At 65.2% G+C, this 18,817-nt stretch carries 18 protein-coding genes and 1 tRNA gene; 6 read left to right on the top strand and 13 right to left on the bottom strand.

Annotation, left to right across the window (positions count from 1 at the left end; genetic code table 11):
- From RT662_RS10580 to panB, 3 genes are all read right to left on the bottom strand, one after another.
- Positions 1 to 1,311, bottom strand: a 1,311-nt coding sequence (locus RT662_RS10580) for a PQQ-binding-like beta-propeller repeat protein (RefSeq protein WP_313670673.1), incomplete at its 3' end; no start/stop codon positions are given.
- Positions 1,312 to 1,338: 27 nt separating this feature from the next.
- Entirely contained in the window at positions 1,339 to 2,046 is a 708-nt protein-coding gene (locus tag RT662_RS10575; protein WP_313670672.1) for a tetratricopeptide repeat protein, read from the bottom strand.
- 82 nt (positions 2,047 to 2,128) lie between these two features.
- A complete protein-coding gene (gene panB / locus RT662_RS10570) occupies positions 2,129 to 2,980 on the bottom strand; it encodes a 3-methyl-2-oxobutanoate hydroxymethyltransferase (protein ID WP_313670670.1) in 852 nt (283 codons plus the stop codon).
- Positions 2,981 to 3,145: 165 nt separating this feature from the next.
- On the opposite strand from panB, the gene RT662_RS10565 reads away from it, so the two are divergent.
- Both RT662_RS10565 and RT662_RS10560 read left to right on the top strand, forming a co-directional pair.
- Positions 3,146 to 3,955: a PEPxxWA-CTERM sorting domain-containing protein gene (locus tag RT662_RS10565; RefSeq protein ID WP_313670669.1), complete on the top strand. Its 810-nt coding sequence runs from the start codon at positions 3,146 to 3,148 to the stop codon at positions 3,953 to 3,955.
- A gap of 65 nt (positions 3,956 to 4,020) precedes the next feature.
- Positions 4,021 to 5,493 (top strand): MFS transporter, encoded by a 1,473-nt coding sequence (locus tag RT662_RS10560; RefSeq protein ID WP_313670668.1) that lies wholly within the window; start codon positions 4,021 to 4,023, stop codon positions 5,491 to 5,493.
- Between the two features lie 21 nt (positions 5,494 to 5,514).
- On the opposite strand, the gene RT662_RS10555 is transcribed toward RT662_RS10560, so the two are convergent.
- From RT662_RS10555 to RT662_RS10545, 3 genes are read right to left on the bottom strand one after another with little or no spacing between them, the layout of a single operon-like run.
- Positions 5,515 to 6,525, bottom strand: a complete 1,011-nt coding sequence (locus tag RT662_RS10555; protein WP_313670667.1) for an acetamidase/formamidase family protein — start codon at positions 6,523 to 6,525, stop codon at positions 5,515 to 5,517.
- 33 nt (positions 6,526 to 6,558) lie between these two features.
- On the bottom strand, positions 6,559 to 6,966 hold the full coding sequence (locus RT662_RS10550) for an EVE domain-containing protein (RefSeq protein ID WP_313670666.1): 408 nt from the start codon (positions 6,964 to 6,966) through the stop codon (positions 6,559 to 6,561).
- A gap of 1 nt (position 6,967) precedes the next feature.
- A complete protein-coding gene (locus RT662_RS10545) occupies positions 6,968 to 7,306 on the bottom strand; it encodes an arsenate reductase (RefSeq protein WP_313670665.1) in 339 nt (112 codons plus the stop codon).
- A 120-nt stretch (positions 7,307 to 7,426) separates the two neighbouring features.
- Between RT662_RS10545 and RT662_RS10540 the strand changes: the two genes are divergently transcribed.
- From RT662_RS10540 to RT662_RS10530, 3 genes are read left to right on the top strand one after another with little or no spacing between them, the layout of a single operon-like run.
- Positions 7,427 to 8,239, top strand: coding sequence for a methyltransferase domain-containing protein (locus RT662_RS10540; protein ID WP_313670664.1), 813 nt, complete (start codon positions 7,427 to 7,429; stop codon positions 8,237 to 8,239).
- A 58-nt stretch (positions 8,240 to 8,297) separates the two neighbouring features.
- Positions 8,298 to 9,803 carry a deoxyribodipyrimidine photo-lyase gene (locus tag RT662_RS10535; RefSeq protein WP_313670663.1) on the top strand — a complete coding sequence of 502 codons (1,506 nt, stop codon included), beginning with the start codon at positions 8,298 to 8,300 and terminating at the stop codon, positions 9,801 to 9,803.
- A complete protein-coding gene (locus tag RT662_RS10530; protein ID WP_313670662.1) occupies positions 9,800 to 10,288 on the top strand; it encodes a GreA/GreB family elongation factor in 489 nt (162 codons plus the stop codon). The genes RT662_RS10535 and RT662_RS10530 overlap by 4 nt, the downstream gene beginning before the upstream one ends.
- Here RT662_RS10530 and RT662_RS10525 read toward each other — a convergent pair.
- The 5 genes from RT662_RS10525 to RT662_RS10505 form a co-directional block, all read right to left on the bottom strand.
- Positions 10,266 to 11,579 (bottom strand): amino acid permease, encoded by a 1,314-nt coding sequence (locus RT662_RS10525; RefSeq protein WP_313670661.1) that lies wholly within the window; start codon positions 11,577 to 11,579, stop codon positions 10,266 to 10,268. The two genes, RT662_RS10530 and RT662_RS10525, sit on opposite strands and share 23 nt — an antisense overlap.
- A 22-nt stretch (positions 11,580 to 11,601) precedes the next feature.
- Positions 11,602 to 13,158, bottom strand: a complete 1,557-nt coding sequence (guaA, locus tag RT662_RS10520; protein ID WP_313670660.1) for a glutamine-hydrolyzing GMP synthase — start codon at positions 13,156 to 13,158, stop codon at positions 11,602 to 11,604.
- Between the two features lie 9 nt (positions 13,159 to 13,167).
- Positions 13,168 to 13,608 carry a thioesterase family protein gene (locus tag RT662_RS10515; protein ID WP_313670659.1) on the bottom strand — a complete coding sequence of 147 codons (441 nt, stop codon included), beginning with the start codon at positions 13,606 to 13,608 and terminating at the stop codon, positions 13,168 to 13,170.
- A 76-nt stretch (positions 13,609 to 13,684) separates the two neighbouring features.
- A tRNA-Ala gene (locus tag RT662_RS10510) sits at positions 13,685 to 13,760 on the bottom strand.
- 105 nt (positions 13,761 to 13,865) lie between these two features.
- The gene (locus RT662_RS10505; RefSeq protein ID WP_313670658.1) at positions 13,866 to 14,186 is read right to left on the bottom strand and encodes a TIGR02300 family protein; all 321 of its coding nucleotides are present in this window, start codon (positions 14,184 to 14,186) and stop codon (positions 13,866 to 13,868) included.
- Positions 14,187 to 14,312: 126 nt separating this feature from the next.
- Here RT662_RS10505 and aroA point away from each other — a divergent pair, with 126 nt between their 5' ends.
- On the top strand, positions 14,313 to 15,677 hold the full coding sequence (aroA, locus tag RT662_RS10500) for a 3-phosphoshikimate 1-carboxyvinyltransferase (RefSeq protein ID WP_313670657.1): 1,365 nt from the start codon (positions 14,313 to 14,315) through the stop codon (positions 15,675 to 15,677).
- Here the strand turns inward: aroA and wecB are convergent.
- The gene (gene wecB, locus RT662_RS10495) at positions 15,580 to 16,740 is read right to left on the bottom strand and encodes a non-hydrolyzing UDP-N-acetylglucosamine 2-epimerase (protein WP_313670656.1); all 1,161 of its coding nucleotides are present in this window, start codon (positions 16,738 to 16,740) and stop codon (positions 15,580 to 15,582) included. The genes aroA and wecB overlap by 98 nt on opposite strands.
- Positions 16,741 to 16,862: 122 nt before the next feature.
- Complete coding sequence (locus RT662_RS10490) at positions 16,863 to 18,092, bottom strand: FAD-dependent oxidoreductase (RefSeq protein ID WP_313670655.1); 1,230 nt, start codon at positions 18,090 to 18,092, stop codon at positions 16,863 to 16,865.
- Positions 18,093 to 18,817: the final 725 nt, after the last annotated feature.

The raw sequence follows: 18,817 nt of genomic DNA, 5'->3' as shown, positions 1-18,817 counted from the left end.
GCCCGCCACCACCGGTGGCAGATAGGCTTCGGCCTTCAGCTTGATGCTGGCCACGCGCTTGCCTTCATAGGCGTCAAGCGCCACCAGTTCGCGGTTGGAACTGGCCACCCACAGCCGTTCGCTGGCCAGCACCGGCCCGGCCCACAATATGGGGCCCTTCTGCGTGCCCGGCTTGCCGTTCTTGCCCGGCTTGTCCTTGCGGAAACGCGCCAGCCGGCTGACCCAGCGCAACTTGCCTTCGCTGCGGGTAATGCACAGCACTTCGCCATCCACGGTGACGAGATAAAGGAATTCACCGGCGGCCCACGGCGTCCACACGCCAGCGAAATTGCGTTCCCACACGCGCTGGCCGGTCGCCAGTTCCAGCGCCACCATGCGGCCGCCATGGCCCACGGCAAACACCCGGCCGCGATCAATCACGGGCGAACCATCGATGTCGGCCAGCGCCGCCATAGCGGTCGATCGGCCGGTACGAGCCAACTGGTCTTCCCAAACGGTGCGGCCGGTCTCGCCACGCAGCGCCTTCAGTTCACCCGAGCAGAAACCCGCCACGACCGTATCCAGCGACACCGCCGGCGCGCCCGTGCCCAGGATGCAGGCCGGCTCCACCGTGCCGGGCACCGTCCAGCTGACTTCGCCGGTGGCACCGTCGAGCGCGTGCAGCTGGTTGTCCTGGCTCAGGAAAAACACCCGGGGGCCCGAGACACTGGGGGCACCGCGCAGCGGCTGCACCAGCGGGCGTTCCCACAATTGCTTGCCGGTTTCGGCATCATAGGCCAGCGCCAGGCCATAGCCGGTGGCGACATAAACCCGGCCATCGCCATAAGCGACGCCGCCGCCAAAGGCCGCGCGGCTGCCGCGCTTGGGAATCTTCACGGTGGCGCGCCAAACCACGGCGCCGGATTTGGCATCAAAGGCGCTGACCTGGCCGCCAATATCGACGGTGAAAACCTTGCCGCCGCCCACCACCGGCGCGGCGTTCAGGCGCGCGGTGCCGCTGCTGCCCTTGCCGATGCTTGCGCTCCACGCCTGCGTTGGCTGTTCGGCCAGCACGAGGTGGCCGCCAACCTTGGCTGCCGAACCGCCCGGCTGCGCCCATTCCGCATTGGTTTCCGGCGGCGGCAGCACGATGGCCAGATCCTTCAGCTCGGTCTCCGCTTCCACGCGGGTTTCAAAACTGAGAATCGGAATGCGCTCCCCGATGGTCGGGGTGCGGTTCTTGCTGCTCTTCTTGAACGCGCCGCAACTGGCCAGCGCGAGGCTGGCAACGGCCAGAATCGCGAAGGTACGGACTGTGCTGCGATTGCTCACCTATTGTCCCTCATTTCGCCGCCAATCCTACTTTTGAGGTTGGGTGTTGATGCCCAGCGTCGCGATATCCACCCCAGCGGCAATCGCCAACTGCGCCGCGCGGCTGCGCAGGCTGGGGCTCAGCAATTCATCCTTGGCCAAGGCGATCAGGATCGGCTTGGCCAGTTCCGGCTTGCCATCCTTGAAGTGGGCCACCGCCACCAGCTCACCGGCCACGCCGAACCAGGCATTGCCCGGCACCGCCAGCGGCTTCAACTTGGCCACCACCTCGGCGGGGCGCATCTGATCAAAACCAACGCGCACCGCCTTCACCAGCGCGGCATCGCGCAGCGGCTGCGGCAACGCACTGTCATTCGCCACGGCGTCATAGAGGCCGCGGGCCTTGGGCTTGTCGCCGCCGGCCAGCGCATCATTGGCCAGCACCATGCGCGCCAGCCCCGAATAGGCGCCGGGGCCATCGCGGGTCATCGCTTCCAGCACGGGGCGGGCGCGGGCGCCATCGCCCACTTCCAGTTGCTCGATGGCGCGAGTCAGCGCGGCACCGGCCTCGCCAGCGGCCTTTTCCTGCCGGTCCTGCCAGAACAGCCAAGCTGCCAGGCCAGCCAAGGCCAGGATCAGTGCGGCGATGGCCAGCGTACCAAATCGCTTCCACAGGTTCGCGAGCTGCGAGCGACGATATTCCTCGTCGACTTCACGCAGGAAGGCATCTTCAGGATTGGCAGGCGTGTTGGCCAAGGTCGTCAAGCTCCTCAGTACGGCGTGACACCGCGATTATTGCCGGGGCGTGAATGCCCGAGCGGCTGCGAAAGGTAAAGACTTACCGATAGAGCTGCGCGTCGCCGGGGAAACGCCGTTCCCGCACGGCGCCAGCATAGCGCGCCGCCGCGTCGGAAATCCGCGCTGCCAGATCGTCGAAGCGTTCGACAAAGCGCGGCACCCGTTCGAACATGCCCAGCATGTCGTCCACCACCAGCACCTGGCCATCGCAGGTGGGTGAAGCGCCGATGCCGATGGTTGGGCAGGCGACAGCTTGCGTGATGGCGACGGCCAGCGGCTCCACCACGCCTTCCACCACCAACGCAAAACAGCCAGCATCGGCCACGGCCTTGGCATCATCCAGGATCTTGGCTGCTTCGGCTTCGCTGCGCCCGCGCGCGCCATAACCACCCAGCGCATTGACCGCCTGCGGGGTGAGGCCGACATGCGCCATCACCGGAATGCCGCGTTCGGAAAGGAATTTCACCGTGGGCGCCATCACCGCGCCGCCTTCCAGCTTCACCGCCGCCGCACCGGTTTCCTGCATCACCCGCGCCGCCGTGCGGAACGCGGCTTCCGGGCTTTCCTCATAGGAGCCGAACGGAAGATCGATCACGACCACGCTGCGATAGGAACCACGCACCACCGCCGCGCCGTGCGCGATCATCATGTCGAGCGATACCTTCACCGTGGTGTCGAGGCCATAGATTACCTGCCCCAGCGAATCGCCAACGAGCAGCAGATCGCAATGCGGATCGAGCAGCTGCGCCATGCGCGCTGTGTAGGCGGTGAGCATCACGATCGGCTCACCGCCCTTGCGCTTGGCTATGGCCGGCACGGTCAGGCGGCGCACCGGTTCCGGCACCGGGTGGGCGCGGCTTGTTGCGGTATCCAGCGTGAAGGTGGTGCTCATAGCCGCCGGCTGTACGCCCCCGGCTTCCGTACTTCAACCGGACAGCGACGTTGGCTGCTGGCAACCGCTCTGTCCGGCGCAACTGCCGAATCCTTGACCGAGATCAATCTGGCGACGGTCAATTCATGCTTCAATTATGGGCGAAGCGAAATGAAAGGACTCGCCATGAAATCGATGATCGGCGTCGCCGCCCTGCTGGCAGCCAGTCTTGGCAGCATCCCGGCCTCGGCCGCAATCAGCTGTGGCAGCTCGCCGGATTTTCCCTGCAAGGATCCGATCAGTGTATTCGGGCCGGTCACGCTCGGGCCGCCCGGCGTGTTTGGCGGGCCGGACGAGCCGGACACGCGCTTTGGGCAGCAACTGCTGATCCTGAACAATGGCCAATATGTGCTTCAGGCGACAGCGACCGGTGCCTTCTATGGCAGCAGCTTCGGACGAGGCCGGGCTGATCTTGCTTGGCGCTATGCGGAAAACAAGAATTATGCCGCGGTCAGCTGCAGCAATTACAATTGCGACACCGATTTCGGCCCTGAAGAAAGCGCCAACAATTTCTTCACCTTCAATCTCGACAGCGTCAGTGGCCCCATTTCTCAGGCCGTGCTGAGCATCGGCAATGGCCCGGCCGGCGTGCGGCGCGGACCCCATGGCTACAAGCTGTTCGACGTCGCGACACCGCTCGACGATCTGCTGGGCGAGTATCCGCTGCATGGCACTGCCGGCAACCCGATCGCCATATACAATGATCTGATGTCGGGCACTGAATTCGGCCGAACCAGCTTTGGTTCGGCGCAGAATGGCAGCCAGATCGAAATCTGGCTCAATCTGCACGCAATGCGATCGATCGAAGCACATCAGGGTCGGACCTGGGCCATCGGCGGCACCGCCATACCAGAACCGAAGACTTGGGCGCTGCTGATCGCCGGTTTTGGCATGGTGGGGGCCGTGTCACGCCGCCGCCGCGCCCGCGCTGCCTGACTCGCTGGCTTTACAGACCGCCCTTCCCCACTGATAGTGCGGCACAAGGTGGCCAACGCCGGCACATGATCGGCAACGCCAAGGGGACGATCAGCATGGCAGCAGCTGCGGCGGAACATCCCGACAAGCCGGGCCTGGGGACGCGCATCGCCTATGGCTTTGGTGCCGGTGCCTATGGCGTCAAGGATGGCGGCTTCAGCTATTTCCTGCTGCTGTTCTACAGTCAGGTGATCGGGGTGGATGCGCGGCTTGTGGGCCTGGCCATTACCATCGCGCTGGTGATCGATGCGGTTGCCGATCCGATCATCGGCTATTGGTCGGACAATCTGCGCTCGCGCTGGGGGCGGCGACACCCGTTTCTGTATGCTGCGGCGTTGCCCACGGCCGCCACCTATTTACTGATCTGGGATCCGCCAGCCGGCTGGTCGCAAACGGCGCTGTTCTGGTATCTTCTGGGGCTGGCCACGCTGATCCGCATCAGCATCAGTTTCTATGAAATTCCCAGCACCGCGCTGGGGCCGGAACTGGCGCGCAGCTATGATGAACGCAGCGCGCTGTTCGGTTGGCGGCTATTCTTTGCCTGGGTGATCGGCAGCATCATGACGGTGGCGAATTTCACCCTGATCTTCCCGGCCTTTGCCACAGCGGCCATCCCCAACGGCCAGTTCAACCGCGATTCCTATCAGCTTTATGGCCTGATCGCTTCGGCGCTGATCTTCGTGGCGATCATGGTCTCCGCGCTGGGCACGCACAGCCACATCAAGCATCTGCGCGCTGCCCCGGCCCAGCGCGCGCTGGGCCTGCAGGCGATCTTCAGCGAGATTTTCGAAACCATCGCCAATCGCGATTTCTCCGCGCTGTTCATGGCGGCGCTGTTCGGCGCCATCGCCACCGGCATCTCGGCCTCGCTCAGCTTCTATTTCTCCGCCTATTTCTGGGGTTTCAGTTCCGAACAGATCGGGCTGATCACCATGAGCGTGTTCCTTTCTGCCGCCATCGGCGGAGCGATGTCACCCGTTGTCAGCCGCACGCTCGGCAAGCAGCGCGGGGCGGTGGTGATCGGGTTGCTGGCCGGGCTCGTGCTGCCACTGCCGATCGTGCTGCGCCTGTTCGGGTTGCTGCCGCCCAACGGCGATCCGGCGATTTTCTGGATCGTGTTTTTCGTCACCATGATCGATGTCGGCCTGATCATCTGTTTCCAGGCGCTCACCGCCTCGATGCTGGCCGATCTGGTGGAACAGGCCGAAGTGCGCACCGGCCGGCGCAACGAGGGCATTTTCTTTGCCGCCAACACCTTCATCCGCAAGGCCGTGCAGGGCCTGGGCGTGATGGCCGCCAGCTTCGTGCTGACTCTGGCGCAATTCCCCAAAGGCGCCAATCCAAGCCAGGTTCCGGAGGCCAGCCTGTGGCAGCTGGGCGCGACATACGTTCCGGCGATCTGGCTGGTGTGGGCGCTGATGATCTTCGCCGTTTCCCGCTATCGCCTCAGCCGTGCCGGGCACGAAGCCAATCTGGCCACGTTGGCGGAACGGGGCTAGCGCGCGCCATATCGACGCCCGTTATCGGGCGACAAACACCGATTTGGGCAGCACCACGTGCACGCCCTTGTTGCGGTCCACCAGTTCGGTGATCTCCACGTCGCCCGAAACGCTGATCAGCATATAGGCGTCGTCGCGAGTCATGCCTTTGGCGGTCACCAGGAAATCGATCATGTTGCGCACCGCCTTGCGGGTGGCGTTGCTCAGATCATCATCGAAACCCATGGCGATATAGGCGGTGGGGGTTTCGGCGCGGGGATAGGGCGTGGCGGTCTTCTTGTGCAGGATGAACTCGAAGGTGCCGATCAGCGAGGTTTCCAGCGCCGTGATCGTCACTTCGCCATTGCCCTGCGCGGCATGGCCATCGCCGGCCTGGAACAATGCGCCGGGCACATAGACTGGCAGGAACAAGGTGGTGCCGGCCACCAGCAATTTATCATCCATATTGCCGCCGTTGATGCCGGGCGGGGCCGAATCCACCCGGCCGAATGTCGCCGGTGGTGCCACGCCCATGCTGCCGAAGAACGGCGCCAGCTTCACCTCGATGCCGGGGCCGAACTTGCCCACCATGCGTTCGCGGTCCAGCGGGACGATCTTGATGCGCGAATAGGGGAAATCGTCGGTAAGGAAGCCCGCGCCGTAACGGAACGAGGTGTAGCTGTAGGGGATGGCGAGATCGATCTTCCTGATCCGCACTTCCAGCGTGTCGCCCGGTTCGGCGCCTTCGATGGCGATCGGCCCGGTGAGGATATGCCCGCCCGGCCCGCGCGCGGAGAGCGGCACGCCGTCGAACACGGCGCGCAATTCCGGTTCGATATCGTGTGGGGCAACCCCGGCCCGTTCCAGGCCAACGGGGCTGTTGGTGAGCAGCGTGTGCATCACCACCGTGTCACCCGATCTGATGGTCAGCACCGGCTTGTCAGCGGCATCATAATGGCCCCATGCCACGGTTTGCGGCGTGGGCTTGAGTTCGTGCGTGGTGGCAAAGGCCGGAGCAGCGATGGCAAGGGCAGCGAGCAAAGCAAGGCGCATCACGTTCGTCCTATTCAGAAAAATCGCTCCAGCTCAGGCGCCGGCCATCTCCATCACCACGTCCCACTCGTCATCGGTGATTGGCACCACGGAAAGACGGAACTGGCGGAACATGGCCATGCCGGCCAGCCGCGGTTCAGCCTTCATTTCGGCGAGCGTGACGGGGCGCGGCATCGGCGCTTTCGGGCCGACCAGCACGGCCGGAAAGCGTCCCTTGGGGTCGCTGGGATCGATGAAATGTTCGCCCACAACCTGCGCGATGCCAACGATGCACAGGCCTTCGTTGGAGTGATAGAAGAACAGCTCGTCACCGACCTTCATGGTGCGCAGGTAGATCGCGGCCTGGTTGTTGCGCACGCCGTCCCACGCGGTCTGGCCGTCCTTGTTCAGCTGGTCCCAACTGTATTTGAACGGTTCTGATTTCACCAGCCAGCGCGCCATCTCAGAACGCTCCTGCCCAGGCGTCCGGCTTGAAGCCGATCAGGGCAACGCCCTCCCCCTCCACGATCGGCCGCTTGATCATCGACGGATTGGCCAGCATCAGCGCCATCGCCTTGTCCGCATCCAGACCCTGCTTGCCCGCATCGGGCAGCGCCTTGAACGTGGTGCCGGCGCGGTTCAGCACGGCCTCCCACCCCCAGCGCGCCACCCAGCGGGCGAGCGCATCGGCGGGCACGCTAGCCTTTTTGTAATCGTGGAATTCATGCGCGACGCCGCGCTCGCTGAGGAAGCTGCGCGCCTTTTTCACCGTGTCGCAATTGGGGATGCCATAAAGGATCATGCTGCCTCCATGCCGCAGCAGGCCCGCGCGTGGCAAGACGGCTGCGACACGGCGCCTGCGAATCTGGCTGGGCATCGCCAGCGAACCTGCTAGCCTTCGGCTTTGGGTGGGGGAAAATCGATGAATCCGAACAAGGCCCTTTGGGAAAAGGGTGATTTCACCCGCATTGCTGCAACCATGCGCGACAGTGGCCGCGAACTGGTGGAAAGCCTGGGCGTTGGCCCGGGCTTGCACGTGCTTGATCTGGGCTGCGGTGATGGCACCACGGCGTTGCCGTCTGCCGAATTGGGCGCGACCGTGCTGGGCGTGGACATCGCCGAAAATCTCGTCGCCGCCGGCAACGCCCGCGCTGCCGCTGCCGGCCTTGCCAATCTGCGTTTCGAAGAGGGCGATGCCAGCAAGCTTGACGGGTTGGACGATGATCGCTTCGATCTGCTGGTCAGCATCTTTGGAGCCATGTTCGCGCCGCGCCCGCACGATGTGGCGCGCGAGATGGTCCGCGTCACCAAGCCAGGTGGCCGCATCGTGATGGGCAACTGGATTCCAGGCGATCCCACCTTGGTGGCGCAGATCCTGAAGATCAGCGCCGCCTACACGCCGCCGCCGCCGGAATGCTTCATCAGCCCGGTGAGCTGGGGTGTGGCGGACAATGTGATGAGCCGCTTTGGCGGGGCCGGCATCCCGGCTGATCATATCAGCTGCACGCCCACGACCTATGTGTTCCGCCATTCCGGCCCGCCGTCGGAACTGCTGGCCAGCTTCCGGGATTATTATGGGCCCACGATGAACGCCTTTGCCGCCGCCCAGGCCAACGGCAAGGCCGACGATCTGCAGGCCGAACTGGCTGCGCTGTTCGCCGCACAGAACCAGGGCGGTGACCATGCCACGGCAATTCCGGCGACCTATCTGAAGGTAATCGTCCACAAGCCCTGAGCCGCCTGCGACATGCAGCACGGTGGCGGCGCGGAACAAAACAGCTACACCGGCGGCCGTGGAGATTGTCTGGTTCAAGCGCGATTTGCGGGTGCATGATCATGCGCCGCTGGCCGCCGTGTGCGCCAGCGGGCGGCCGGTTCTGCCGCTGTATATCGTCGAGCCGGAATTGTGGGCGCAGCCCGATGCCAGCGGGCGGCAGTGCGCGTTTCTCGTTGAAAGCCTGACCGATCTGGATCGCAGCCTTGCCGCACGTGGCGGGCGGCTCGTGGTGCGGGTGGGCGATGCCGTGCAGATATTGCACGATCTGCATGCAGCGCACGGCATCACAGGCATCCACGCCCATCAGGAAACCGGCAATCTGTGGAGCTTTTCGCGCGACAAGGCGGTGCGGCGCTGGGCACGGGGTGCCGGCGTGCCCATGCATGAAGTGCAGCAACACGGCGTGTGGCGGGCGCTGAACAACCGTAACGGTTGGGCAGCGCGGTGGGAGGCGATGATGCGTGAACCCCGAGTGCCGGCACCGCAGGCAATCCATATGGCCGATGTCGCCAGCGAGGCCTTGCCGGAAGCGGCAGCGCTTGGCCTGGCGCCAGACCCCTGCCCGGGCCGCCAGCGCGGCGGGCGGCGCGCGGGACTGGCCTTGCTGAGGAGCTTTCTGAGCGAGCGCGGCCGGCCGTATCGGGCGGCCATGTCTGCGCCCGACAGCGGGGCTGATCATTGCTCCCGCCTGTCGCCGCATCTGGCGCTGGGCGCGCTTTCGATGCGCGAAGTGCTGCACGCCGCTGCCGCCGCACGGCTCCGCTGGAAAGACGCTGGCGACACGCGCTTCACGGGTTCCATCGACAGTTTCATCAGCCGGCTGCACTGGCATTGCCACTTCATCCAGAAACTGGAAGACGCGCCGTGGCTGGAACAGCACTGTCTGCACCCGGCCTATGCCGCCCTGCCCGCCCATGATGCCGCGCGGCTGGCGGCGTGGGTGGAGGGGCGCACCGGCTGGCCGTTCGTCGATGCCTGCATGCGCAGCCTTGCTGCCACCGGCTGGCTGAATTTCCGGATGCGGGCGATGGTGATGGCGGTGGCGAGCTATCACCTGCGGCTGGATTGGCGGCACAGCGGCGCGGCGCTGGCGCGGCTGTTCACCGATTATGAGCCGGGCATCCACTGGCCCCAGGTGCAGATGCAATCAGGCACCACCGGCACCAATATCCCGCGCATTTATAACCCGGTGAAACAGGGATTTGATCAGGACCCGGATGGCGTGTTCATCCGGCGCTGGGTGCCTGAACTGGCGCACTTGCCGATGCCCCACGTACACGAGCCGTGGCTGGCCCCAGACGACAAGGTGATGCGCCCCGCCTACCCTGCGCCGCTGGTTGATCATGAACAGGCGGCGCGCGATGCAAAGGCCGCCATCACCGCCATCCGCCGCGATCCCGCGCACGGGGGCCCGGCCCGCGCCATCGTGGCGAAACACGGCAGCCGCAGGGCCGGCTTGCCAGACACCACCCGCCGCCGCAAAACGGCAGCCGTGAACAACCAGGGCCAACTTGATCTGTGACCACAGAGGGCAACCCGATCACGCCCGCCGGCATGGCGGCCCTGCGCGCCCGTTACGAGCAATTGCTCCATACGGATCGGCCCGCCACCGTGGAGGTGGTGCGCTGGGCCGCTGGCAATGGCGATCGCAGCGAGAACGGCGATTATATCTATGGCCGCAAGAAGCTGCGCGAGATTGACCGGGAACTGGGCCATCTCGCCAAGCGCATGGCGGCCGCCCGCGTGATCGATCCCGCACGACAGACCGAGCGCGATCGCGTGCTGTTTGGTTGCACCGTGGAAATTGCCGATGATGACGACAACCGCCGCACCCTCACCCTGGTGGGCGATGACGAGCAGGATGCGGGCTTGGGCAGGATCGGTTGGAGCGCACCGATCGTGCGCGCCCTGCGCGGGGCAAAGGTGGGGGATGTCCGCCGGGTGATGCTGCCAAGCGGCGACAAAAACTGGGAAGTGCTGGCGATCAGTTGGCCCGCTTGCGGGTAAGCGCCGCGGCCAGCAGCACCAGGCCGAGGAAGCCAAGGCTGGCCCAGAACTGCGGTGCCAGATCGGGGGTGAGCGCCATTGCCGCCAGCACGCCCAGCATGGCCGCAACCGCCAAAAGCCGCCCCCAACGCAGGAAACCGCCGCCGATACCCATCCGGATCGCCGCGACAACAACCAGTGAGTAGACGAACACCATGGTGGCGCCGGACGCATTGACCAGGAACGCAAACACCAGCGACGGCGACAGCACGGAAGCGAACACGCAGGCGAGGCCCACCAACGTGCAGGCGATGATGGAACGAGCCGGTACGCCGCGGCTGTCCACCACCACGCTCCAGCGCGGGGCATCGCCATTGGCCGCCAACGTGAACAGCGCCCGGCTGGCGACATAGATGGAAGAGTTGAGGCAGGACAGCACGGCAACCAGCACCAGCAGGTTCATCATCAGCGCCGTGCCCGGCACGCCAATCACATCCAGCGCGGCAGCAAAGGGTGATTGGCCCGCCACGATGTTGCGCCAGGGCACGATGCAGACGATCAGGCTGATGGCACCGATGTAGAAGACGCTGATGCGCAGGATCAGCGTGCTGGCCATCTTGGCGACCATATCGCCCGAATCCTCGGCTTCGGCGGCGGCCACGGTGACGATCTCGGCCCCAACCAGGGCAAAGATCACCGTGGTGACGCCAGCAATCACCGCGCCCCAGCCCATCGGCGCCAGCCCACCATCGTTGGTGAGATTGGCAACGCCGGTGGACGCCGGTGATCCGAACAGGAACACGCTGCAGATGATGATGAACAGCGCGATGGCCACCACCTTGATGGTGGAGAACCAGAATTCGAACTCGCCGAAACTGCGCGCCGAAAGCAGGTTGGAACCGGCCATCAGCAAGGTGAGCACGGTGCCGATCAGCCACACCGGCAAATCGACCCAAAGCGCAACGATGCCGGCCCCGGCGATTGCCTCGATGCCGATCACCACCGCCCAGAAATACCAATAGAGCCAACCAGCGGTGAAACCGGCCCAGCGGCCCAGCCCAACGCGGGCATATTCGGTGAAAGTGCCAGCATGCGGCACCGCCACTGCCAGCGCCGCGATCACCCGCATCACGATCAGCACGATGGCACCGGCCAGCGCATAGCTGATCACCACGGCCGGCCCGATGCTGGCGATGGCCGCGCTGCTGCCGACGAACAGGCCAGCGCCGATGACACCGCCCAGCGTGATCATGGTGACGTGGCGGCGCTTCAGCGTGCGCGCCAATGCCGGGGTCGTATCCGCTTCGCTCATTCCCGCCCCCGTTTCGCCGGCCTCATTCCCACTCGATGGTGCCGGGTGGCTTTGACGTATAGTCGTAAACCACGCGGTTGATACCCTTCACCTCGTTGACGATTCGGGTGGCGGCGCGGGTGAGGAAGGCGGCTTCGAAGGGATAGACGTCAGCGGTCATGCCATCGACGGACGTTACGGCGCGCAGGCCGCAGACGCGATCATAGGTGCGGCCATCGCCCATCACGCCGACGGTGCGGACGGGCAGCAGCACGGCGAAGGCCTGCCAGATCTCGTCATACAGCCCTGCCTTGCGGATCTCGTCGAGATAGACGGCATCAGCCTTGCGCAGCGTGTCGCAGCTTTCCTTGGTAACTTCGCCGGGGATGCGGATGGCGAGGCCCGGCCCGGGGAACGGGTGCCGGCCAACGAAGGCCGGCGGCAGGCCAAGTTCAACGCCCAGCCGGCGGACTTCATCCTTGAACAGTTCGCGCAGCGGTTCGACCAGCTTCATGTTCATGCGTTCCGGGAGACCGCCAACATTGTGGTGGCTCTTGATCGTAACGCTGGGGCCGCCGGTGAAGGAGACGCTTTCGATCACGTCGGGATAGAGCGTGCCCTGCGCCAGGAAATCGGCGCCGCCGATCTTCTTCGCTTCGGCCTCGAACACCTCGATGAAGGTCTTGCCGATGAACTTGCGCTTGGATTCGGGGTCGGTGACGCCGGCCAGACCCGAGAGGAACATCTCTTCCGCTTCCACGTGCACCAGCGGGATATGATAATGTTCGCGGAACAGGGTGACGACCTGTTCGGCTTCACCCAGCCGCATCAGGCCGTGATCGACGAACACGCAGGTAAGCTGATCGCCGATGGCTTCATGGATCAGCACGGCAGCCACGGCCGAGTCGACGCCGCCCGACAGCCCGCAAATCACCTTGCCTTCACCCACCTGCTCGCGGATTTCGGCGATCTTGGACGCGCGGAAACCGGCCATCGACCAGTTCGGCGTGATGCCGCAGACACCCACGACGAAATTCTTCAGCAGCGCCCCGCCATCGGGGGTATGCACGACTTCCGGGTGGAACTGCACGCCGTACCGCCGGGCTTCGTCATTGGCGATGGCGGCGAACGGCGCGCCGGCGCTCACCGCCACGGCGCGGAAGCCGGGGGGGATCGCCTCGATGCGGTCGCCGTGGCTCATCCACACGGTCGGCCGGTCACCCTTGGCCCACACGCCGGCGAAGAAGGCGCAATCGTCGACGATGTCGATTTCGGCGCGACCGAATTCGCGGTGATCGGAGGCGACAACGGCGCCGCCCAACTGGTAGCAGAGCGACTGTTCACCGTAACAGATGCCAAGCAGCGGCACGTCGGCGGCCAGCACGACATCCGGGATGCGCGGGCCGTTTTCATCGCTGATATTGGCCGGGCTGCCCGACAGGATGACGCCTTTGGGCTGCATCCTTGTGTAAGCCTCGCCGCCTTTGGCGAAGGGCACGATCTCGCAATAAACGCCCACTTCGCGGATGCGCCGCGCGATGAGCTGCGTCACCTGGCTGCCGAAATCGAGGATGAGGATCGAGTCGTCGGGCGTGTGCATCGCGGGCGCTTAAGGCGTGGCGGCGTTTGGCGCAACCACCAGCGGCAACAGCACCTGCCGCCATGCATCCGGGAGCGGCGCTGGCCGGCGGGTGACGCGATCGACATAGACGTGGACAAAATGGCCTTCCGCCGCTGGGCCATCGTGGCCAGCGGTGAACAGGCCCACTTCCCAGCGCACGCTAGTGTTGCCCAGTTTGGCGATGCGCAGGCCGGCCTCCACCGTTTCGGGAAAGGCGACAGAGCGGCTGTAGCGGCAGCCGGTTTCGACCACCAGGCCGATGGGATTGCCATGGTGAATGTCGAGCAGGCCCTGCTCGATCAGCCAGGCGTTCACCGCCGTATCGAACCAGCTGTAATAGACCACGTTGTTCACGTGGCCGTAGGCATCATTGTCCATCCAGCGGGTGGGGATCAGACGGTGGGCGCGATAATCGGAACGAGCAGTCATGCGGGCGGATGTGCCAGCGATTCGCCCGAAAAGCAAAAAACCCCGACCGTTTCCGGCCAGGGTCTTTTGGTTGGGATGGTGGAGCCTAACGGGATCGAACCGTTGACCTCTACAATGCCATCGTAGCGCTCTCCCAGCTGAGCTAAGGCCCCACATCCCAATGTGGTCGTTGCTGTTTCCAGCAACGCCGGGAGCGGCCGGTTAGGCGATGTTTCGCAGCCTTGCAAGCCCGAAATTCGCCAAGCCGGCTGCTGATCTCAATTTTCGTCGTCCGTGCCTTCCGAGACGACACCCAGATCATCATCATCGCCCAGATCGACATCGGCATCGGCTTCGCCGGCTTCCACGTCGGCGTCTTCGATGTCCAGATCCTCATCCACGGCCACCACGGCGTCTTCCTCGGCCGCCTGCGGCTTGGTGGCTTCAAACGGCGTGGTCTGCTTGGACTTCAGGATCGGTTCCGGCGCCCAGGCAAAGCCGCAGGAAATGCAGGTCACCGGGTCTTCCTTGCCCAGATCATAGAATCGGGTGTTGCATTTCGGGCAGGCACGCTTGGTGCCCCATTCAGCCTTGACCATATCGTCTCCGTGATCGTCCCGGCCGTGTGTCCAGCCGGGCAAACGCAATCGAGCCGGGGCAGCACAGCCATCCCGGAAAGACCGGCGCATTGCCACAGCCGGCAAGCCCTGTCAAAGCGCCGCGTCATGAATCACGCCGCCGGAAAACCCGTCCCGCTCTGCCTTACCGCTTCGGGCCCGCTCATGGGCGATGTGACGGTGCCAGGTGACAAGTCGATCAGTCACCGCTCGCTGATGCTCGGCGCGCTGGCGGTGGGCGAAACCCGCATCACCGGCCTGCTGGAAGGCGAAGATGTGCTGGCAACGGCTGCCGCCATGCGGGCGATGGGTGCCGGCATCGAGCGCTTGGGTGACGGCAGTTGGCGCGTGCACGGCGTTGGTGTCGGTGGCCTGCTGCAACCGGCCACTGCGCTCGACATGGGCAACAGCGGCACCTCCACGCGGCTCCTGATGGGCCTGGTTGCCTCCCACCCGATCACCGCGACATTCATTGGCGACGCCAGCCTGTCGGGCCGGCCGATGGGGCGGGTCATCACGCCGCTATCCCTCATGGGCGCCACCATCGCTGCGACACCTGGACCGGGACGCCAGACCCTGCCCCTCACCCTCACCGGCGCCTGCCCGGCGATCCCGCTGCGTTACACGCTGCCAGTCGCCTCGGCGCAAGTGAAGTCGGCCGTGCTGCTGGCTGGCCTCAACACGCCGGGCGAGACTGTGGTGATCGAACCCATCCCCACCCGCGACCACAGCGAGCGGATGCTGGCTGGGTTCGGCGCCGCCCTATCCGTAGTCCAGACGCCGGAAGGCCGCATCATCACGCTGCGCGGTGAGGCAGAACTGCGGCCCCAGACCATCGTGGTCCCCGGCGATCCGTCATCGGCGGCCTTCCCGATGGTCGCCGCGCTGATCGTGCCGGGCAGCGACATCACCATCCGCAATGTCGGCATCAATCCAACCCGCGCCGGCCTGATCACCGTGTTGCAGGCGATGGGCGGCGACATCCGCCTGTTGAACGAGCGCATCGTCGGCGGCGAACCGGTGGCCGATCTGCATGTCCGCCACAGCGCATTGACCGGCATCGAGGTGCCGCCCGAAGGCGCACCCAGCATGATCGACGAATATCCCATCCTGTTCGTCGCCGCCGCGTTTGCAAAGGGCCGCACGGTGATGCGCGGCCTGGAGGAATTGCGCGTCAAAGAATCGGATCGCATCGCGGTGATGGCGCAGGGGCTGACGGCGTGCGGCATCACAGCCACGGAGCTGGAAGACGGGCTGATCGTGGAAGGCTGCGCTGGCGATCCCGTCCCCGGCGGCGCCACCATCGCGGCCCGGCTCGATCACCGCATCGCGATGAGCTTCGCCGTGCTGGGCCTGAACGCGGCCCGGCCGGTGGTCATTGATGATGCCCGGCCGATCGCAACGAGCTTTCCAACGTTCGTGGCAATGATGGAGCAGCTTGGCTGCAGGCTTCTCCCAACAGCAGATCATTGATGGCGCGGGCAGCACCGCCGCTACCATAAGGCAAGGCTGGTCCCGCCATCGTTGCCCGCAACGCGTAATCGGCCAAAACACGCTGCGCCGCTGCCACGATTACCGCCGGATCACGCCCCACCAGAGCGGCATTGCCGCTGAACAGCCCCTCGCGCCGCTCAGTGGTGTCGCGCAGCACCAGGCAGGGCAGACCGATGGCCGGTGCCTCTTCCTGCACCCCACCCGAGTCGGTCAGCACAAGGCGACACTGCCCCATAAGAGCGACGAACCCGGCATAGGGCAGCGGCGGCAGGAGGTGGACGCTGGCGTGGCCACCCAGAGCGGCACACACCGGGCCTGAAACCGCCGGGCTGGGATGCACCGGCAGGATGATCTCTGCTTCGCCCGCCAATTCGGCCAGCGCGTCCAGCAACCCACCCAGCACGTGACCCTGGTTCTCGCGACGATGGATGGTCGCCAGCACCCACGGCCGTCCGCGCGGGATACCGGCCAAAGGCGCCATCGCCGCCCGTGCCAGCGCCGCATCACCCGCCAGCCGCGCCTGCATCAGCAGCAGCGCATCGATGCCGCTGTTGCCGGTGATGTGCACGCCTTCGCAAACACCTTCAGCCGCCAGCGCCGCCGCTGCCGCCACTGTCGGCGCGAAATGCAACTGCGCCATTTGGGCCACCAGCTTGCGATGCATCTCCTCCGGGTGCGGATCGTGCGTTCCCGTCCGCAAGCCCGCTTCGACATGCGCCAGCCGCGCGCCGGCATAGCGGGCGGCCAGCGCTCCGGCCAAGGTCGAACTTGTATCCCCCTGCACCACCACCCACGCCGGACGCGTATCGCGCACCACCTCTGCCAGTGCCGGCACCAGCTGCCCGACGGCGGCATCCGGCGAGGCCGCCATCACCCCCAGATCATGATCTGCCTGCAAGCCGAAGCCCGCCAGCGCATCATCGAACATGTCGGGATGCTGCCCGGTCGCCACCAGCAACGGGCGATGCCCACGGCTGCGCAGATCAAGCAGTAACGGCGCCAGCTTCACCGCCTCCGGGCGGGTACCCGCGATAAACATCATGGATGGATTCGGGCCGCCAGCAGACATCATTCGCCCCCGCGAAGTGACTGACCCTGAAGCCTATTGTGCGCGAATGAGGTGCGTCTGGCAACTGGTTCGCCAGCGGCCGCCCCGCATCGGGTTCAGAACTTGTCATCCTTCACACGGAACAGCGCTTCCAGCGCCGGGCCGCCTGGTCGGCCCAGCACGCGTTCGGCGATATATTCGCCCACCACCGGGCCATGCTTGAAGCCATGGCCGGAACCGCCACCAGCGATCCAGACATTGTCCCACCCCGGATGGCGCTGGATCATGAAATGTTCGTCCACGCTGTTTTCCAGCTGGCACACCCGCGTTTCAACGATCGGCTGGTCCTTCAACCCCGGGAAGCGGCGGGCGATATAGTCGCGCGACCGGCGCACCTGGAACGGCGTGACGATGCGATCATCATTGTCCGGGTCCATGATGGTGTCGCCGCCAACCGGGCAGACCTTGATGCCCTTGCCGTCAACATTGGGGAAACCATAGTGGCTGGCTTCGGAAAACACCGGCAGGTTCGGGCAGGAATAACGGTCATCACCAGCCGGCGCGCCAAAGAAATAGACCTCGCGGCGCGGCGTCTGCAGTTTCTGTCCCAGCAGATCGGGGAACAGCCGGCCCAGCCACGGCCCGCAGGCAAACACATATTTCGCGCCGCTCACCGTCTCGCCGTCCTGCAGCGCCAGATTGGCCATGGCGCCGCCACCGGCCTGCCCGGGCTGGGCGCGGCCCGATACCAGCTGCACACCCTTCTTCGCCGCCGCTTCCGCCACGGCCAGGCAGGCGCGGTGCGCCCGCACGATCAGGGCGCCCGGCTCATAAAGCCCCACCGTGTTCTCACCTGGCTCCATCTGCGGCCAACGCCGGCGCATGTCGGCCGCCGTCATCAGTTCGTGATCAACCTTCAGCCGGGTGAACACATCGCGCGAGCCGCGCAGGCCGGCATTAAGATCGGTCGCCAGCTGCAGCCGCCCCGCCACTGAAAGCAGCGGCAACCCGAACTCCCGCTCCCGCTCCCGCCACAACTCCATCCCGCGCAGCACCCAACGCGAATAGACCTCGCGATCGCCATAGCCCACCCGGATCTGCCGGGTTTCCCCGCCCGACGTGGCGCGCGCATTGCCCGGCCCATAGGCATCGACCAGCGTGACGCTGTGGCCCATTTCCCGCAGCCGCAGCGCCGTCCAGCCGCCAAACGCGCCAGCACCGATCACCACCACATCCGCCGGCTTTGCCGTGCGCTGCCATTTCAGCGCCGATTGCGCCGCAGCGGACGCCGCCACACCGCTGGCCGCTGCAAGGCCGGCTGCCTTCAGAAATGTGCGACGCTCCATCGTTAACCCCTTTTTACCAACGCCTCACCAGCGCGGCGGCTACCCTTTAGCGGAGCGTAGGTCTGGCCCCCGCCACGGTCAATTGCGCCCACTGGCGCGCCGCAAGCCGGGTTGCTTGCAGCGGTGAGATTTGACACTTTTTCCGCATCTCGCGGGTTTGCCGCCTTGCAGACCGGCGCATGATGATCCGCCTGCTGATGATCCCTGTCGCCCATGGCCGCGAGTGTAGCCCGGCGGCGGTGCTGTAGGACAGGCGGAAAGCAAGGGAGAAGGAGCCTCCGGCGGCCAGGGTCGCAGACCCTGGACCCGTTCGTTCTCAGGACTGCCCCTGCCGCGGCTGTAGGTTACAAAGATTACAGATTCTTCCACATGCGCACGCGCGTCTGGGCAAGATCAATCGTGGAAAGAGCATCCGGGCAACCAGACACCGAGCATAACCCCGCCAGCGACCTGTAGGACAGCGTCCCGATGTGCGCTCTCCAACAAGGGAGGCAAGGGAGCCTCCGGCGGGCAGGGGTGAGCCCTGCACCCGCCTGTTTGGAGCGGCTTGTGGCGTTGGGCGGGCTGAGTCTAACATGCTTTCAGTTAATGGCGGCCAAGCGCGCAAGCCCAAGGGGGAGAGCCATGAAGGGAATTAAGTATACTGTCCCCAGAATTCCTGTTGGCACTGGCGCCTCGATAATTGACGCCTCAGGAAAATCCGTAACTGAGGGATCAACAGGAAT

It is taken from the genome of Sandarakinorhabdus sp. (assembly GCF_032115815.1).
GTDB lineage: Bacteria > Pseudomonadota > Alphaproteobacteria > Sphingomonadales > Sphingomonadaceae > Sandarakinorhabdus.
Note: the sequence above shows the minus strand (reverse complement) of the source record. Positions and strands in the feature narration are given on the sequence as shown.

Excerpts from the sequence above, each read along its gene's own strand:
- panB (WP_313670670.1), bottom strand. The coding sequence starts at position 2,980 with ATGAGCACCACCTTCACGCTGGATACCGCAACAAGCCGCGCCCACCCG.
- RT662_RS10565 (WP_313670669.1), top strand. The coding sequence starts at position 3,146 with ATGAAATCGATGATCGGCGTCGCCGCCCTGCTGGCAGCCAGTCTTGGC.
- RT662_RS10560 (WP_313670668.1), top strand. The coding sequence starts at position 4,021 with ATGATCGGCAACGCCAAGGGGACGATCAGCATGGCAGCAGCTGCGGCG.
- RT662_RS10555 (WP_313670667.1), bottom strand. The coding sequence starts at position 6,525 with ATGCGCCTTGCTTTGCTCGCTGCCCTTGCCATCGCTGCTCCGGCCTTT.
- RT662_RS10550 (WP_313670666.1), bottom strand. The coding sequence starts at position 6,966 with ATGGCGCGCTGGCTGGTGAAATCAGAACCGTTCAAATACAGTTGGGAC.
- RT662_RS10545 (WP_313670665.1), bottom strand. The coding sequence starts at position 7,306 with ATGATCCTTTATGGCATCCCCAATTGCGACACGGTGAAAAAGGCGCGC.
- RT662_RS10540 (WP_313670664.1), top strand. The coding sequence starts at position 7,427 with ATGAATCCGAACAAGGCCCTTTGGGAAAAGGGTGATTTCACCCGCATT.
- RT662_RS10525 (WP_313670661.1), bottom strand. The coding sequence starts at position 11,579 with ATGAGCGAAGCGGATACGACCCCGGCATTGGCGCGCACGCTGAAGCGC.
- guaA (WP_313670660.1), bottom strand. The coding sequence starts at position 13,158 with ATGCACACGCCCGACGACTCGATCCTCATCCTCGATTTCGGCAGCCAG.
- RT662_RS10515 (WP_313670659.1), bottom strand. The coding sequence starts at position 13,608 with ATGACTGCTCGTTCCGATTATCGCGCCCACCGTCTGATCCCCACCCGC.
- RT662_RS10505 (WP_313670658.1), bottom strand. The coding sequence starts at position 14,186 with ATGGTCAAGGCTGAATGGGGCACCAAGCGTGCCTGCCCGAAATGCAAC.
- aroA (WP_313670657.1), top strand. The coding sequence starts at position 14,313 with ATGAATCACGCCGCCGGAAAACCCGTCCCGCTCTGCCTTACCGCTTCG.
- wecB (WP_313670656.1), bottom strand. The coding sequence starts at position 16,740 with ATGATGTTTATCGCGGGTACCCGCCCGGAGGCGGTGAAGCTGGCGCCG.
- RT662_RS10490 (WP_313670655.1), bottom strand. The coding sequence starts at position 18,092 with ATGGAGCGTCGCACATTTCTGAAGGCAGCCGGCCTTGCAGCGGCCAGC.